Origin of the sequence: Stenotrophomonas maltophilia (assembly GCF_006974125.1) — a bacterium.
GTDB classification, from domain to species: domain Bacteria; phylum Pseudomonadota; class Gammaproteobacteria; order Xanthomonadales; family Xanthomonadaceae; genus Stenotrophomonas; species Stenotrophomonas maltophilia_O.
In genome coordinates, this window is the sequence record NZ_CP037858.1 from 2,651,460 (window position 1) to 2,668,128 (window position 16,669).

At 66.6% G+C, this 16,669-nt stretch carries 12 protein-coding genes; 8 read left to right on the forward strand and 4 right to left on the reverse strand.

From position 1 onward, the window contains the following. The first annotated feature begins 165 nt into the window (after positions 1–165). Positions 166–2,067: an asparagine synthase (glutamine-hydrolyzing) gene (gene asnB, locus EZ304_RS12035; protein WP_099552594.1), complete on the forward strand. Its 1,902-nt coding sequence runs from the start codon at positions 166–168 to the stop codon at positions 2,065–2,067. Positions 2,068–2,498: 431 nt separating this feature from the next. Here asnB and EZ304_RS12040 read toward each other — a convergent pair whose 3' ends face one another. Both EZ304_RS12040 and queD read right to left on the reverse strand, forming a co-directional pair. After that, positions 2,499–2,846 carry a phasin family protein gene (locus tag EZ304_RS12040; protein WP_099552595.1) on the reverse strand — a complete coding sequence of 116 codons (348 nt, stop codon included), beginning with the start codon at positions 2,844–2,846 and terminating at the stop codon, positions 2,499–2,501. A gap of 115 nt (positions 2,847–2,961) precedes the next feature. After that, a complete protein-coding gene (queD, locus tag EZ304_RS12045) occupies positions 2,962–3,324 on the reverse strand; it encodes a 6-carboxytetrahydropterin synthase QueD (protein WP_049444904.1) in 363 nt (120 codons plus the stop codon). Positions 3,325–3,516: 192 nt separating this feature from the next. Here queD and EZ304_RS12050 point away from each other — a divergent pair, with 192 nt between their 5' ends. Next, positions 3,517–6,156: a TonB-dependent receptor plug domain-containing protein gene (locus EZ304_RS12050; protein WP_142807185.1), complete on the forward strand. Its 2,640-nt coding sequence runs from the start codon at positions 3,517–3,519 to the stop codon at positions 6,154–6,156. A 74-nt stretch (positions 6,157–6,230) separates the two neighbouring features. Beyond that, complete coding sequence (locus EZ304_RS12055) at positions 6,231–8,825, forward strand: M14 family zinc carboxypeptidase (protein ID WP_142807186.1); 2,595 nt, start codon at positions 6,231–6,233, stop codon at positions 8,823–8,825. A 557-nt stretch (positions 8,826–9,382) separates the two neighbouring features. On the opposite strand, the gene EZ304_RS12060 is transcribed toward EZ304_RS12055, so the two are convergent. Beyond that, positions 9,383–10,804: a DEAD/DEAH box helicase gene (locus EZ304_RS12060; protein ID WP_099552598.1), complete on the reverse strand. Its 1,422-nt coding sequence runs from the start codon at positions 10,802–10,804 to the stop codon at positions 9,383–9,385. 862 nt (positions 10,805–11,666) lie between these two features. Here EZ304_RS12060 and EZ304_RS12065 point away from each other — a divergent pair. Further along, a complete protein-coding gene (locus EZ304_RS12065; RefSeq protein ID WP_099490736.1) occupies positions 11,667–12,656 on the forward strand; it encodes a fumarylacetoacetate hydrolase family protein in 990 nt (329 codons plus the stop codon). Positions 12,657–12,670: 14 nt separating this feature from the next. Continuing rightward, complete coding sequence (gene maiA, locus EZ304_RS12070) at positions 12,671–13,354, forward strand: maleylacetoacetate isomerase (protein WP_099551438.1); 684 nt, start codon at positions 12,671–12,673, stop codon at positions 13,352–13,354. A gap of 76 nt (positions 13,355–13,430) precedes the next feature. On the opposite strand, the gene EZ304_RS12075 is transcribed toward maiA, so the two are convergent. Continuing rightward, complete coding sequence (locus tag EZ304_RS12075; protein ID WP_099551436.1) at positions 13,431–14,558, reverse strand: PilT/PilU family type 4a pilus ATPase; 1,128 nt, start codon at positions 14,556–14,558, stop codon at positions 13,431–13,433. A gap of 121 nt (positions 14,559–14,679) precedes the next feature. Here EZ304_RS12075 and EZ304_RS12080 point away from each other — a divergent pair, with 121 nt between their 5' ends. The 3 genes from EZ304_RS12080 to EZ304_RS12090 all read left to right on the forward strand — a co-directional run bounded on the left by EZ304_RS12080 (position 14,680) and on the right by EZ304_RS12090 (position 16,487). Next, entirely contained in the window at positions 14,680–15,045 is a 366-nt protein-coding gene (locus EZ304_RS12080) for a DUF4398 domain-containing protein (protein ID WP_005407961.1), read from the forward strand. Continuing rightward, positions 15,042–15,926 carry a hypothetical protein gene (locus EZ304_RS12085; protein ID WP_005407962.1) on the forward strand — a complete coding sequence of 295 codons (885 nt, stop codon included), beginning with the start codon at positions 15,042–15,044 and terminating at the stop codon, positions 15,924–15,926. Before EZ304_RS12080 ends, EZ304_RS12085 begins: the two co-directional genes overlap by 4 nt. Before the next feature lie 324 nt (positions 15,927–16,250). After that, a complete protein-coding gene (locus EZ304_RS12090; RefSeq protein ID WP_005407964.1) occupies positions 16,251–16,487 on the forward strand; it encodes a YdcH family protein in 237 nt (78 codons plus the stop codon). Positions 16,488–16,669: the final 182 nt, after the last annotated feature.

Sequence of the window (16,669 nt, forward strand, 5' to 3'; positions counted from 1 at the left end):
ACCTTCGTGATACGTCTGGTGACCATCGCTGACAGCAAAGCGACTGACGCGGGGCAGGTGGGGCGCGGAGCATGGAGTCTCCTCCGCTCCGCGTGCCGTTCCCATGTCGCCCGCTGCCCTCTGCCTGCTGAACCCTTCCCGCCGTTGCCGCTGCGGAGGTGCCCGATGAGCGGCGTGGTCGGGGCCTGGCTGCCGCCCGCCGCGGACGAGCACCTGCTGCAGCAGCTGGCGCCGATGCTGCGCGCCCTGCAGCAGCGGGGCCGGGGCCGCATCGGCTACTGGACCGACGCCGAGGCCGGCCTGGCGCTGGGCCATTGCCGGGCACCAACCGATACGCCGTTGCAGCCCCTGAGTTCGGACTGTGGTCGCTACGTGCTGTGCCTGGATGGCCGGTTGTACAACCGGGCCGACCTGCAGTCGCAGCTGCGCGATCTGCCGCGCAGCTGCAGCGATGCGCGGCTGCTGCTGCAGGCGATCGTCGAATGGGGCGTGGAGCGGGCGCTGTCGCGTATCGAAGGCGCGTTCGGCTTCAGCGTCTGGGACCGTGAGTCGCGTGCGTTGTGGCTGGCCCGCGACCCGGTCGGCGAGCGGCCGCTGTACTACGGCTGGTACCAGGGCCAGTTCCTGTTTGCCTCGGAAATGAAGGCGCTTCAGGCCTTCGCCGGCTTTGCCCCGAGCATCGACCAGGATGCGCTGAGCCTGCTGCTGCGCCATGACTACGTGCCGGCACCACACACCATCTACCGCGGCATCCACAAGCTGGTGGCAGGCGCGATGCTGCGCATCGATCTGAATGACCATGCGGCTGGCGGTTCCAGCCAGGCCGCACAGGGCGGCTCACGCTACTGGTGCGCACGCGATGCGATGCAGAGTGCACTGCAGGAACCCCTGCAGCCGGCACCCAGCCTGGAGCAGGCCACCGACCAGCTGGAAGCGGTACTGCAGAAGGCCATTGCCGCACGGATGCACTCGCCGCTGGCCTGCGGCGCGTTCCTGTCCGGTGGCACCGATTCTTCATTGGTAACCGCAATGATGCAGGCGCAGTCGACCCTGCCGATCGAGGCGTGGACGGTCGGCTTCGACGATCCCGGCCATGACGAGAGCGACTGGGCCTCGCAGGTCGCGCGCCACCTGGGCGTGCAGCATCACCTGCACCGCATGGACGCACGCCAGGGGCTGGACCTGCTGCAGCGCCTGCCGCAGGTCTGGTGCGAGCCGTTCGCCGACGCCTCGCAGTTGCCGACCCTGCTGGCCAGTGAACTGCTGGGCGCGCGCAAGCCGGTGGCGCTCACCGGCGACGGTGGCGATGAACTGTTCTTCGGCCACCCCAGCTATGGCCGCGCACTGCGCAATGCGCGCCTGTGCGGTGGCCTGCCGGACTGGGTGCGCGACCTGGCGCGGCGCAGTGGCAACCGCATGAACGTCGAGCGTGGCCGCCTGGGTGGCTGGCGTGCGCTGGTGGCCGAGGTTGCCGCCAACGACGTGGAAGGGCATTACCTGCAGCGTGTGACCCGCTGGCGGCAGCCGGCGCAGGTGGTGCTGGGCGCGCGCGAGCCGATGACGATCTTCCAGCAGCAGGACACCGCGCTGCCGGCCGAGGCGCGCATCCAGCTGCTGGATTTCCGCATGGACCTGGCTGAGGGCATCCTCGCCAAGGTCGATCGTGCGGGCATGGCGGCCGGTGTGGAAACGCGTGCACCGCTGCTGGACATGGAGGTGGTGCGGTTGGCCTGGCGCCTGCCCCAGCACCTGAAGTACCACGATGGCGAGCACAAGCTGATCCTGAAGCACCTGCTGGCGCGCTATCTGCCCGAACCGCTGGTGTATCGCCCCAAGCGCGGCTTCGGGCCGCCGATGGCGCGCTGGTTGGCCGGCCCGCTGCGCGATTGGGCGGAGGCGCTGCTGGACCCGCAGCTGCTGCGCAACCAGGGCTGCTTCGATGCGGCGCGCGTGCGCGGTATCTGGGAGGCGTTCCTGCGCGGTGAGCGCAAGTGGCACACGCACCTGTGGAACGTGTTGATGTTCCAGGCGTGGCACCAGCACTGGCACGTCAATCGCGGGCGTTGAGATTCCTTCGCGGTTTGTTCTGCGTGGCGCAGGGCGGATGCCCTTGCGTACGAATGTCCTCCGGCGCCGGCCGTTGGCAGTCACCTCCCCCTTTACTTCGTACGCAAGGGCATCCGCCCTGCGTTCGGAGTTCGTCGGCGCCTCATTGAAGGCAGATTGTTCGCAGCCTTACCCACCGCAAGCCGAGCCTCGTCGGGGCGGGCAGGGGTCTGGGCAAAGTAAAGGAGGAGGTGGCGGCCAACGGCCGGCACCGGGGGACATTTGCCCAGGCCCCTGCCTGTCCCGGCGGGGCCCTTCAGTTCGCGGCGAATCCAGACGAGGGAGCGCTCTTCAATGCAGACGCCAGGCAAAAAAAGACCCGGCAGAGGGAGGGATCTGCCGGGTCCGGATTGCATGGGGGGAGGGACCCATGCAATGAGTGTTGCGTCGCGTCAGTGACTGTTCGCGTCCGCCGTTGATTGGTTGTAGCCCTGCACCAGTTCGGACCAGGCCTTGCTGGCCTGCAGGCCGAGGCCGACCATGTCCTGCTGGGCCTGGCCCAGCCGTTGCAGGTTGTCCTGCCACAGCTGCGTGCCCTTGTTGAGCGTCCCGGCCGCGTCTTCACCGCGGGCCAGTTCACCCAGCCAGCCGCCGGTCGCGGTCAGGTTGCGCTCCATCACCTTCAGCTGCACGCCGAACATGCTTTCCGCGTTCTCCAATGCCAACCGGTTCGCGCGCGTTGCCGCGGCGGCGAGCTGGCGGGTGGCATCACTGAAGCGATCGCTGAAGGCGGCGGCCATGGGCATCAGGAAGTGGCTTGATGCATTGCAGCATACGCCCTTGATGCCGCATTGCAACAAAAATAACAAAGGCGCCCAGGGCGCCTTTGAAACACCTTTCAGATCAATGGGTTGATCAGGCCGCCGGGCCGCGGTAACGGCAGCCCGAGGTGCAGGTTTCATGCACGGTGATCTCGCTCAGCGCCGGCAGGCTGGGCTTGAGTTCGTTCCAGATCCACACCGCCAGGTTCTCGCTGGTCGGGTTCTCCAGGCCGGGGATGTCATTGAGGTAGTGATGGTCCAGGCGGTCGTAGATCGGCTGGAAGGCCGCCTTCACGTCGCCGAAGTCCATGATCCAGCCGGTCTGCGCACCCGGCTCGCCCTCGACCTTCAGTTCCACCCGGAACGAGTGGCCGTGCAGGCGCGCGCACTTGTGCCCCGGCGGCACGTTGGGGAGGCGGTGCGCCGCCTCGAGCATGAAGACTTTGAAGATTTCCATGGCGCAATTGTACGCCGCAGGTGGCAAGCCATCCTGAGCGGATGTTGGGCTTTCGTGAAGTAACTCTTTCCATCCGGATGAAGAGATGATAGTTTCTCTTATATCCGTATGAAGAGATGTTATTGGCCGGACCCCGGCCAGGCATGGACTACTGCGGAACTACGTCGCCCTTTCCACCTTCCCCACATCGTCATGCCCAAGCACACCCTGCTCGTGGCGGCCCTGGCCGTCGCTCTGGCCGCGCCTTTGTCCGCCGCCGCCGAAACCTCCGCCGACGCCAGTGGCGAAGCCAGCACCCTGGCCGCCGTGCGCGTCACCGGTTCCAACATCAAGCGCACCGATACCGAGGCCTCCAACCCGGTGCAGGTGATCGGCCGCCAGCAGCTGGAACAGACCGGCAAGGCCACCGTGGCCGATGTGCTGCGCTCGATCTCGGCCAACACCGGCAACGCCAGCAACGAAACCACCAACAACGGCTGGGCCTCCGGCTCGGCCGGCATCGGCCTGCGTGGCCTGTCGCAGAAAAACACGCTGGTGCTGCTCAACGGCCGCCGCCTGGCCAACTACGGATTCCCGGCCGGTGGCCTGTCCGACACCTTCGTCGACCTCAACGCGCTGCCGCTGGTCGCGGTCGAGCGCATTGAAGTGCTCAAGGACGGCGCCTCGGCGGTGTACGGCTCCGATGCCGTGGCCGGCGTGGTCAACATCATCACCCGGCAGAACTTCGAAGGCGCCGAGATCGGCGGCAGCTTCGGCGGTGCCGACCAGGGTGGCCTGCACGAGCAGAACCTGAAGTTCGTCGGCGGCCTCGGTGATCTCGACACCGATGGCTACAACATCCTCTTCAGCCTGCAGGGCTACAACCGCGAGCGCCTGGACCAGGACGAGCGCAACCTGACCAAGAGCGGCATCTACACCGATGCGCCGGGTGGCCGCTGGAACGGCTGGTCGGCCAAGGGCGCGCGCTACCTGGTCAACGGCGTGTCGGTGCCGATGCTCGATGCCAACGGCAACTGCCCGACCGGTACCACCCGCGTTGCCAGCGCACCGATCGACGGCCTCGCCGGTGACACCTGCGGTTTCAACCAGGCACCGTTCACCACGCTGATTCCTTCGACCAAGCGCTACCAGGCCTACGCCAACGGTACTTTCCGCCTGAACGACAACGTCGAAGCCTTCGGCGAAGTGCTGTACAGCCAGATCAAGAGCGCCGCGTGGTTCGGTAGCAGCCCATTCTTCACCCTGGAGAGCGGCCGCTTCGCACTGAACGCGAACAGCGGCCTCGCCGAGCCGGTGTCGTCGCTGCTGCCGGCCAACAATCCGTACAACCCGTATGGCCGTGCGATTCCGATCGAATACACCTTCTTCGACCTCGGCGGCACGATCAAGACCAACCGCTCAACCGCCTATCGCGGTGTGTTCGGCCTTCGTGGCACCACCGCCAACTGGGACTGGGAAGTGGCTGCATTCGGTGCGCGCAGCAGCGAGCGCGAGAGCGTGTCCGGCGGCTTCGCCAATCGCTGGGCGCTGGCCGATGCGCTGGCCACCGGCAGCTACAACCTGCTGAACCCGGCGGCCACGCCGCAGTCGGTGCGCGATTCCATCAACATCGCCACGCTGCGCCCGGCCGAGTCCAAGCTACAGGGGATCGACGCCAAGATCTCCGGCAGCCTGGGCCACACCTGGGCCGGTGAGATCGGCTTTGCTGCCGGTGCCGAATGGCGCCGCGAGAAGCTCGACTCCAACAACCCGTGGCAGATCGATGCCGGCCTGCAGGTGCGCCCGGCCATTGCCGAAGTGCATGGCCAGCGCCAGGTCAGTGCCGCCTACGCCGAAGTAAACGTGCCGCTGGCCTCGACGCTGGAGCTGTCCGCCGCCGCGCGCGCCGATCACTACGATGACTTCGGCGATGCGTTCTCGCCGAAGATCGGCCTGCGCTGGCAGCCGCTGGATTTCCTGCTGGTGCGTGCGTCGGCGTCGAAGGGCTTCCGTGCACCATCGCTGTCGGAGAACTCCAACAGCACCAGCATCGCCTACGGCAGCGTGGTCGATCCGCGTGATCCGGACGTGCCGGGCTCGCGCCAGAATCCGACCTTCTTCACCGTCGGCAACAACGAACTGAAGCCCGAGCGTACCAGGAGCGTGAACTTCGGCGTGGTGCTGTCGCCGTGGGCCAACACCAACGTGAGCGTGGACTACTACCGCATCCAGCTGGACAACCTGGTCGGCACCAACAACACCCAGACCCTGGTCAACGACAACGTGGCCGGCGCGGTGCAGCGCGATGAGCGTGGCAAGCTGCAGGCGGTCTACAACCGCTACCAGAACCTGAGCGAGCTGAAGACCTCGGGCATCGATGTCGAGCTGCGCCAGCGCATCCCGACCGCGGCACTGGGTGACTTCACCGTGTCCTCGGCCTACACCCACGTGCGTGACTACCGTCGCCCGACCGTGGTCGGTGGCCCGCTGGTGGACTACGCCGGCAGCAACCTGGGCGCGACCCTGCCCAAGGACAAGGCCACCACCACGCTGGACTGGAAGTACGGCGACTTCAACGCGGCGGTGACCTGGTACTACACCAGCAGCTATCGCCAGGAAGCGAGCACCGCCGCCAAGGCCGTGCAGCAGCAGGTCGGCAGCTACAGCCAGTACGACCTCTACCTGGCCTACACCGGCGTCGACAAGCTGACCGTGTACGCCAAGGTGCAGAACCTGGCCGACAAGACGCCGCCGTATGACGCCTCGTTCCCCGGCATCCGCGCGCCGTACGACTTCAGCCAGTACGACCTGCGCGGCCGCTACTTCACGCTGGGCTTCGATTACCGCTTCTGATCCATCCGCCGCGGCCGGTCACCTGAAGGGACCGGCCGCGCGACTGTCTGCCGTTGTGTTCCAAAGGAGTCACCGTGTCCTTGCATCGCCGTGCCGTTCTTCCGTTGCTGCTTGCCGTCGCAGCCGTACTGTCCTCGCCGCATCCGGCGCAGGCACAGAGCGCGTACTTCTTCCCGCAGGTCACCGACGCAGCGGCGTTCGATGCAGCGGTGCCCACGCCGGAGCAGTTCCTCGGCTACCCGATCGGCAGCCGTTACACCCGGCACGACCAGCTGGTGGCGTACTTCCAGGAACTGGCCAAGCGCTCGGACAAGATCAGCGTGCGCGAGATCGGCCGCAGCTATGAAGGCCGCCCGCTGTTGATCGCCACCGTCACCGCTGCAGGCAATCATGCGCGGCTGGAACAGATCCGCCAGCAGCACGCGACCCTGGCCGATCCGGCGCAGCCGCGCAGCGCCGCCGGTGACAGCCCGGTGGTGGTGTGGCTGGGCTACAGCGTGCATGGCAACGAGACCTCCAGTGCCGAGGCGGCGATGCTGACGGCGTACTACCTGGTGGCCAACCGCAGTCCCGAAACCCAGCAGTGGCTGCAGCAGGCGGTGGTGCTGTTCGATCCAGCGCAGAATCCGGACGGCCGTGACCGTGCCGCCAACTGGCACAACGCGTGGGCCTCCGATCCGGCCTCGGCCGACCCGGCCGACAAGGAGCACGTCGAGCCGTTCCCGCAGGGCCGCACCAACCACTATTTCACCGACCTCAACCGCGACTGGCTTGCCCTGACCCAGCAGGACTCGCGGCCGAAGGTGGAGGTGTTCCACCAGTGGTACCCGAACGTGCAGATCGACTTCCACGAAATGGGCAAGGACAGCACCTACTACTTCGAGCCCTCGCCGAAGAGCATGCACAGCCCGCTGATTCCGGCGGCGTCGTACGAGTTCAACAAGACCCTGGCCAAGTACCACGCGCAGGCGCTGGATGCGCTGGGGTCGCTGTACTACACCGGCGAGAACTTCGACAACTTCTCGCCGGTGTACGGCTCTACCTACCCGGACTTCCATGGCGCCGTCGGCGTTACCGTCGAGCAGGCCAGCTCGCGCGGCCGCGTGCAGGAATCGGTGAATGGCCTGCTGACCTTCCCGTTCACCATCCGCAACCAGGTCGCCACCGGGCTGGGCACGGTGCGTGGTGCAGTGACCGAGCGCAGCGGCCTGTTCGACCTGCAGAAGCAGTTCTTCCAGAGCGCGCTGAAGCAGGCCGCGCAGCAGCCGGTAAAGAGCTTCGTGTTTGGTGATGCGCATGACCCGGCACTGACCCGTCGCCTGTTGGAACTGTTGCTGCTGCACAGGATCGAGGTGCGCGCGCTGGATCGTGCGGTGACCGTGGATGGGCAGCGCTTTGATGCCGGCAGCGCCTACGTGGTACCGGTGCAGCAGGCGCAGTTCCGCCTGGTGCATTCCATCTTTGCCGAGACGCCGCCGATCAAGGGTGATGTGTTCTACGGCAGCACCAGCTATGCGATCGCACCGGCCTACGGCGTGGCCTTCGCCGGCAGCCGTAGCCGTATCGAAGGCGGCGCACGCGTGGCTGCGCTGCCGGCGGAGCAGGGCGCGGTACTGGGCGGCCAGGCCGGATTCGCCTACGCGATCGACTGGCGCGACTACAACGCCGGGCGCGCGCTGGCCGCACTGCAGGGCAAGGGCGTGAGCGCACGTGCGGCGTTCCAGCCGTTCACCACCGCGACCGCGCAGGGCGATATCAGCTTCGCCGCCGGCAGCCTGGTGATTCCGGTTGCCGGGCAGTCGCTGCAGGGTGCGCCGCTGCTTGAGGCAGTGACGTCCGCCGCGCGCGAGGCAGGTGTGCAGGTGTATGCGCTGTCCAGCGGCCGCAGCCGCGAAGGCATCGACCTCGGCAGTGACGGCGTCAAGGCGCTGCGCAAGCCCGCAGTTGCGCTGGTGATGGGCGAGGGCGTGGCCGCCACTGAAATCGGATCGGCATGGTTCCTGCTCGACCAGCAGCTGCACCTGCCGGCCAGCAAGCTGGACCCTCAGCAGCTGGGCAAGGTGCCGCTGGACCGCTACACCACGATCGTGTTGTCCGGTGGTACCTATACCGGCGTTGATGCCACGGCGGTGGCTGCACTGAAGCGCTGGGTGCAGGCCGGTGGTTCACTGGTGACCTACGGCAGTGCCTCGAAGTGGGCAATCGAACAGAAGCTCGCCGACGGCGAGAAGCTCGGCAAGGAAGAAGACGCTGCTGACGAAAGCCGCCGCGCATTCGGCGATCAGCGCGACTTCGCAGCGATCGAGCGGGTGAGCGGCAACATCCTCAGTGCCGATGTCGATACCAGCCATCCGTTGGCATTCGGTGTGCCGCGCCGGCAGCTGGCGATCAACAAGGAGAACACGGTGACGCTGCAGCCGAGCACGAACCCGTTCTCGACGGTGGTACGCATCGACACCCCGCCGCGGGTGAATGGCTACCTGTCCGAGCGCAACCGCGCGAGGGTGGCAGGCAGCGCGTGGCTGCTGGTGTCGGCGCAGGGGCAGGGCAACGTGGTGCTGTTTGCCGATGATCCGGCGCACCGCAAGTACTGGCACGGGACGGATCGACTGCTGATCAACGCGATCTTCTTCGGGAATCTGGTGAATCCGAGTAAAGCGCGGGGTTGAGGCTGCACGCGCTTCAGTTGATATATGGGTGGGGAGGCCGGGCGGGCTGCGCAGGACACGCTGTAAATACGTCCATGTAAGCTCGATCGGCGCATCCATGCGCATCACGGTCCTGCGCAGCCCGCCCGGCCTCCCCTCGACAGTTTCCTGCGGGCGCGGACGCATCGAACCCCAAGGCGGGAGCAAGGGCAAAAACAGAAGCAAAAACAGAAGCAAAAGCAAAAGCAAAAGCAGGAATTGCGGCTTCGGCTTTTGCCTTTGAACTTGAATTTGATCTTTCTTCTCCCGGCTACCCGGCGGGACAAGTAGGCGCTGGTGATCTCTGAAGCGGCGCAGGGCGCAGTGGGTGCAAAACCGTGAGCGCCATGGATGGCGCGATCGAGCCCCCATGGATGGGTTTACGGCGTGTTTTGCACCCACTGCGCCCTGCGCCGCCCCAAGCGAAACCAGCCGCCAGCTTCTACTCACGGTAGCCAGCAACAAAAAAGGACGGCGCGTCAGCGCCGTCCCTCGATAGCCCCCCGCGCAGCGGGAAGCACCATCCATGTCAGCTGGGATCAGCCGGCGCGACCGCCGCCGTTGCCACCCTGGCCACGACCACGGCCGCCACCATTGCCGCCACCGCCACGACGCTGGCCCTGACCGGCACCCGCACCTGCACGCTGCTGGCCATTGCCACCGCCCTCGCGACGGCCGCCACCGGCCTTCTTCGGGCCGGCATGTGCGTGGCGCGGCGCATCACCGTGCGGACGACGTGCGTGGCTCTTGCGCGGTGCGCGCTCGCCGGTATCGTGCTCGGCCTTGCCCGGTGCACTGTTGCCCCAGCGGATCGGCGTCTGCAGCTCGAAGCCCGGCACGTCGCGGATGTCCATGTCACGGCCAAGCAGGCGGGTGATCGCACGCAGCAGCTTCACTTCGTCCTGCGCCACCAGCGAAATCGCCTGGCCGGTGGCACCGTTGCGGCCGGTACGACCGATGCGGTGCACGTAGTCCTCGGCCACCATCGGCAGGTCGAAGTTGATCACCTTCGGCAGCTCGTTGATGTCGATGCCGCGCGCGGCGATATCGGTGGCCACCAGCACGGTCACGCGGCCGGCCTTGAAGTCACCCAGTGCACGCAGGCGCTGGCCCTGGCTCTTGTTGCCGTGGATCGCCGCGGTCTTGATGCCGGACTTTTCCAGGAACGTGGCCAGCTTGTCGCTGCCGTGCTTGGTGCGGGCGAAGACCAGGGTCTGCTCGCGGCTGTCCTGCGCCAGCAGGTGCAGCAGCAGGTCACGCTTGCGGCTGCCATCGACCGGGTGCACGCGGTGGGTGATGGTCTCGGCCACGGTGTTCTTCGGCGTCACCTGGATCTGTTCCGGGTTGCGCATGAACTCCAGCGCCAGCTGGCGGATGTTGTCCTCGAAGGTGGCCGAGAACAGCAGGGTCTGGCGGTTCTGCTTCGGCAGCTTGGCCAGGATGCGCTTGATCGACGGCAGGAAGCCCATGTCGAGCATGCGGTCGGCTTCGTCCAGGACCAGCAGTTCAATGCCGGACAGGTCGATGCTGCGACGTTCCAGGTGGTCGATCAGGCGGCCCGGGCAGGCCACCAGCAGATCCACGCCACGGCGCAGGATGTCCAGCTGGTTGCCCATGCCGACACCGCCGTAGATGCAGGCGCTGGGGATGCGCAGATACTTGCTGTAGCCGCGCAGGCTGTCGTGCACCTGGGTGGCCAGTTCACGGGTCGGGGCCAGGATCAGCGCACGCGGCTTGCGCGGGCCGCTGCGCACTTCCTGCGAGGCGGTGCCCAGGTGCTGCAGCAGCGGCAGGCCGAAGGCGGCGGTCTTGCCGGTGCCGGTCTGTGCACCGGCCAGCAGGTCGCGACCGGCCAGTGCCAGCGGGATCGCCTGCTGCTGGATCGGGGTCGGGTTTTCGTAGCCCTGCTCGGCAAGCGCACGCAGCAGGAAGGGCGCCAGGCCCAGCGATTCAAAAGACATTGAGTTTGCTCCAAGTACAAGAAACGCCTGTCCGAACGGACAGACGGGGGCAGATCAAACTGATCGGCTGACTCGGAGCGTTCCCGTGAACCGCGCTGCGAGAATTGGGTGCAGCCGGCACGGAGCGCAGGCTGGAATGCGTGACGAACGGCGTCGGAGTGGGGGCGGGCGAAGAGGGCGGACCCTGGTCGCCGGCGATCCCGGAGGGAAACGGACGGCCGCTGCAGACTCCGCAAGTCTAAACGATGTTTGAGACTTCACGCAAAAAGGCCTGTTCAGGTAAGGGGTTCTCTCTGCAGGGCTGCGCCCTGCACCCGCAGAGGCCGAAGCAACGGCAAAGGCCGGATTCCTGTGGGTAGGCGGGGTGGGTCCGGTGGCAGGGGACGCTGCAAGTACGTCCATGTAAGCTCGGTCGCCGCATCCATGCGGCTCACGCCCCTGCCACCGGACCCACCCCGCCTTCGACAGTTTTCCGCGATCTGTCAGATCTCATCCGATTTATCTCGATATCTGATGGATTTCGACGATGAATGACGTGGATGTTCGATCCGTCATCGGGAAATTGTCTGGGGGTGGGGCGGTGTGGGTGGGCAGGACCGTTGGCGCCATGGATGGCGCCATCGAGCCCCCATGGATGGGTTCACGGCGTGTCCTGCCCACTCACACCGCCCCGCCCAACCAGCAGAAAACCAGAGCCGTTTTTGACGTTGCCGTTGCCGTTGCATTGAGCAGGTGCAGGGCTGCAAGCCCTGCCGAACCCCCCAACTACGGTAGGGTGGGCCGATGCCGCGCTGCAGCTTGGCGTCGCCGCAGATTTGATTACACTTGAAACTTGTTTGCCCACGACTCCGGACACCCACCCATGAAGCTTGGTTCTTTGAAGGAAGGCGGCCGCGACGGCACCCTGATCGTCGTCTCGCGTGACCTGCGCCACGGCGTGCGCGCCACCGGCATTGCCGCCACCCTGCAGCAGGCCCTGGAAGACTGGAGCCATATCGCGCCGCGCCTGAACGCCTTGTACGAATCGCTCAACGCCGGCGACGCCGATGGCGTGTTCGACCTCGACCCGCAGGCACTGGCCGCGCCGATGCCGCGCGCCTATGAATTCGTCGATGGCAGCGCCTACCTGCCGCACGTCGAGCGTGTGCGCCGCGCGCGTGGCGCCGAGGTACCGGAGAGCTTCTACACCGATCCGCTGATGTACCAGGCCACCAGCGCAGGTTTCTACGGCCCGCGTGATGCGGTCAAGGTGGTCAGCGAGGAGTACGGCATCGACCTGGAAGCCGAGATCGTGGTCATCACCGACGACGTGCCGATGGCCGCCACCCCGGAACAGGCGGCGGGCCACATCCAGCTGGTCGGCCTGGTCAACGATGTCTCGCTGCGCAACCTGATCCCGGGCGAGCTGGCCAAGGGCTTCGGCTTCCTGCAGTCCAAGCCGCGTTCGGCGCTGTCGCCGGTGTTCGTCACCCCCGATGAGCTGGGCGCTGCGTGGCAGGACAGCAAGGTGCACCTGCCGCTGCTGACCCACATCAACGGCCAGTGGTTCGGCGCACCGGAAGCCGGCGTGGACATGCAGTTCAACTTCGCCCAGCTGGTCGCGCATGCGGCCAAGACCCGCCCGCTGGGTGCTGGCACCATCGTCGGCTCCGGCACCATCGCCAACGAAGACACCAGCAAGGGTGCGTCGTGCTTCGCCGAGCAGCGCGTGGTCGAAACCCTGCGTGACGGCAAGCCGAGCACGCCGTTCATGTCCTTCGGTGACGTAGTCCGCATCGAGATGCTCGATGCCGCCGGCAACAGCATCTTCGGTGCGATCGAGCAGCGCATCGAACAGGCGGCCAAGCCCTGAGCATGGAGGCGGCGATGGACATCCTGGTTGACGACGGCCCGGTCGACGACGGCATCGTGCTGTACACCTACTGGCGATCCAGCGCCGCCTACCGCGTGCGCATCGGCCTGGAGCTGAAGGGCCTGGCCTGGGAAGCGCGCCCGGTGCACCTGGTGCGCGAGGGCGGCGAGCAGCATCTGGACGCCTATCGCGCGCTCAATCCGCAGCAGCTGGTGCCCACCCTGCTGCACGACGGGCATACGCTGACCCAGTCATTGGCGATCGTCGAGTACCTGGAAGAGCGCTTCCCGCAGGTGCCGCTGCTGCCGGCCGACGCCGCCGGCCGTGCGCGGGTGCGGGCGCTGGCTCAGCTGGTGGCCTGCGATATCCATCCGATCAACAACCTGCGGGTGATGCAGTACCTGGAACGCGACCTGGAGCTGCCGGCGGATGCCCGCACGCAGTGGACCCTGCACTGGATCGCCGAGGGCTTCCAGGCAATGGAAGCACTGCTGGCCAACAGCAGCGCTACGGGCACGTTCTGCCACGGCGACCGCCCCGGGCTGGCTGACCTCTGCCTGCTGCCGCAGCTGTACAACGCACACCGCTTCGGCCTGGACCTGGGGCCGTACCCGACCCTGCGCCGCATCGAGGCCGCCTGCCAGGCACTGGACGCCTTCGACCGCGCGCGCCCGGAAAACCAGGCCGACGCCGCCTGAACGAAAAAGGGGACGGAGGGGATTAAGTCGTTTGTGCACTTACGACTTAATCCCCTCCGTCCCCTTTTTCGTGCGGTCAGAAGCCGTGGGTGATGCTGGGGGCGCCGGCCGAGAAATCGGCGTAGGGGTCGTGCTCGCCGCTGCTGCCTTCGGACAGGCGGAACTTCAGCGCCAAGCCATCGCGTGAATCGGCCGCACGCAAGGCTTCCTCCTGCTCGATGGTGCCGGCCTTGGCCAGCCGGAACAGGCACTGGTCGAAACTCTCCATGCCTTCTTCCAGCGAGCCCTCCATCGCCGCCTTGATCTCGTGCACCTGGCCGCGGCGCAGCAGGTCGCGGATCATCGGCGTGTTGAGCAGCACCTCGGTGGCCGGCAGGCGACGGCCGTCCTTGTTCTTCACCAGGCGCTGGCTGATCACCGCACGCAGGTTCAGCGCCAGGTTCATCAGCACGTTCTTGTGCGCGCTTTCCGGGAAGAAGTTGAGGATGCGCTCGATGGTCTGGTCGGCGTTGTTGGAGTGCAGGGTGGCCAGGCACAGGTGGCCGGTCTCGGCGAAGGCGATCGCCGCCTCCATCGTTTCCGCGTCCAGGATCTCGCCGATCAGGATCACGTCCGGTGCTTCACGCATCGCGTTCTTCAGCGCGTTGTGGAAGGCATGGGTGTCCAGCCCGACCTCGCGCTGGTTGACGATCGACATCTTGTGCTTGTGCAGGTACTCGATCGGGTCCTCGATGGTGAGGATGTGACCGGTGGTGGTGCTGTTGCGGTGATCGATCATCGACGCCAGCGAGGTGGACTTGCCGGAGCCGGTGGACCCCACCACCAGCACCAGCCCGCGCGGGGTCATGATGACGTCCTTCAGCACCTGCGGCAGGTTCAGCTCTTCGATGCTCGGAATCCGGCTGCGGATGGCACGGATGACCATGCCGACTTCGCCGCGCTGCTTGAACACATTGACGCGGAAGCGACCGGCGTCGGGCAGGGCGATGGCCATGTTGAGTTCCAGCTCGCGCTCGAACTGCGGCACCTGGCCCTCGTCCATCAGCGAGTAGGCGATCTTCTTGACCATGCCCGGCGGCAGGCCGGTATTGCCCAGCGGATAGAGCTTCCCCTCGATCTTGATGTAGACCGGTGCCCCGGTGGTCAGAAACATGTCCGAAGCGTTCTTTTCGGTCATCAGCTTCAGGAAGTAGCCGATATCCATTGCGAATTTTCCCCAACGAAACGGCCGACGCCCGTTGCCAGCACGGTGTCGGCTTGACGACAATGGCCGTGAACCGACAACCGGTACGGCCTCCCCAATGAAACGACTTAGCTTCGCACGAATGCGCCACAGCCTGTATGTGATGGCGTTTGCATTCGCACTGTCTGCCCCCGCCTGGGCGCAGGATGGCGCGATGGAACTGGCCCAGGCCCGGCAGGCGGTCGACAAGGCCACCCAGGCCGATGCCGACCAGTACGCCCCGGACCTGATCGGGCTGGCCCGGCAGGGGCTGGAGCAGGCCCAGCGCGCCGCCGGCGACCGCCGTGAGCGCAAGAACGCCCCGGCAATGGCCCTGCGTGCCGCCGCCGACGCCGACCTTGCCCGCGTGCGCAGCGAGGAAGCCACCGTGACCGCCCAGCTGCAGCTGCGCCGCAACGAGGTCAACCAGCTGCAACGCCAGCTGTCGACCGGGGAGGATCGCCGGTGAAGCCGATGACTGCCGCAACCCTGGCCGCGCTGCTGGCGCTGCCGACCCTGGCCGTGGCCGCCGACAACCCGATGGTGGCGCAGCTGAGCCAGCGCCTGATGGCCATCCAGGCCAACCCGGATACCGCTGAGCTGGGCGCCTTCGAGCGCATGCAGGCCCAGCAGGCCATCGCCACCCTGGACAAGGCCAAGCGCCGCGACCAGGAACTGGCCACCTACCTGGCCGAGCGCCGGGTGGAGATCGCCGAGACGGCCGTGCGTACCGCGCTGGCCGCCCGCGAGGTCGACCGCCTGGAGCGGACCCGCAGCGACCTGCTGATCGAGGCCAGCCGCCGCGACGCCGCGCGCGCCCGCCAGGAAGCCGAACAGCTGCGCATGCAGGCACAGATGCAGGCCGAGGAGGCTGAACGCCTGCGCCAGGCTGCCGAGGCCGAGACCCTGGCCCGCCAGGACGCCGAGAACGCCCTGACCAGCGTAGCCGGCAAGCAGCAGCAGCGCCTCAGCGCCGCCCAGCAGAACGCCGCCAAGCTGGCCCGCGAGGAAGCCGAGCTGGTGTCCGGTCAGAAGCTGCCGGGCTCGAAGTTCGATGGCCGCGGCGAGGTCTTCACCTTCCGTGGCGATGCGTTTGCCGCCGGCGCCTCCAGCCTGTCCGGCGGTGCCCGCAACCAGGCCAAGGCGTTGGCCGAGTACCTGAACATCGGCAAGAAGGGCCGCCTGCGCATCGAGGCCTACGACAGTGCCAACGGCGTAGGCCAGAAGCGTGCCGAGGCCCTGCGTGACGCGCTGGTTGCTGCGGGTGTCGCGAGCAACCGGATCCAGCTCGCCGGCAAGAAGGCAGCCTCCACCCAGGCACGTTCGGCCGAGGTCATCATCGCCCCGTAATTGCTTGATATCGTTTGTTTTTCGTTGTGATGAGCATTCAGCCTGAACCCCGCCCCGGCGGGGTTCGGTCTTTTTGACGCAGGGGTCTTGTACCCCGCCTTGAGCAGGCGTAGGGTCAATCGTCCGGGACGCAATGCCGCGGACCGGACGATGGGAGGGCCGGGCCGATGCAAGCAGGGCGCGAACCGCAGCAGATCGACGTGCGCAGGCCAGTGCCGCAGGTCGTTGCAGGCGTCCAGGTGGCCATCGACCGGCGCTCCTCCATGAACAACGCCCCGTGCCTTGCGGCCGGGGCGTTCGTGTATCTGTCGAAGGAGGTCCATCATGTTTGAAGATCAGCCCCAGAGCGAGATCGACGCCCGTCGCGCGCGTGATCCGGAGTTCAGGGCACTCCATGACCAGCACCGCAAGTTGAACAAGAAGTGCATGGACGCGGAGTTGGGTGTACTCCCGATCGATGATGTCACCCTGGGTCGCATGAAGCGCGAGAAGCTGCTGGCCAAGCAACGACTTCTGCGAATGTACGAAACACCGCTCCCAACGACGTCCCCCACGCTTTGACGCACCCCGTCACGCCCGGAACGGCGTGACCCGGCCATCGATGGCCCCGCCGGGCGCTCCTGCCCCGGCATCGCGGCACCGCCGATGAGGCGGCCGCGCCAAGGCACCACAGGCGGTGGTGCCTTGGCCTGCAGGCAAAACTCACCGATGCGGGCGGTACCGGTCTCCTCGTCGATCCGGGG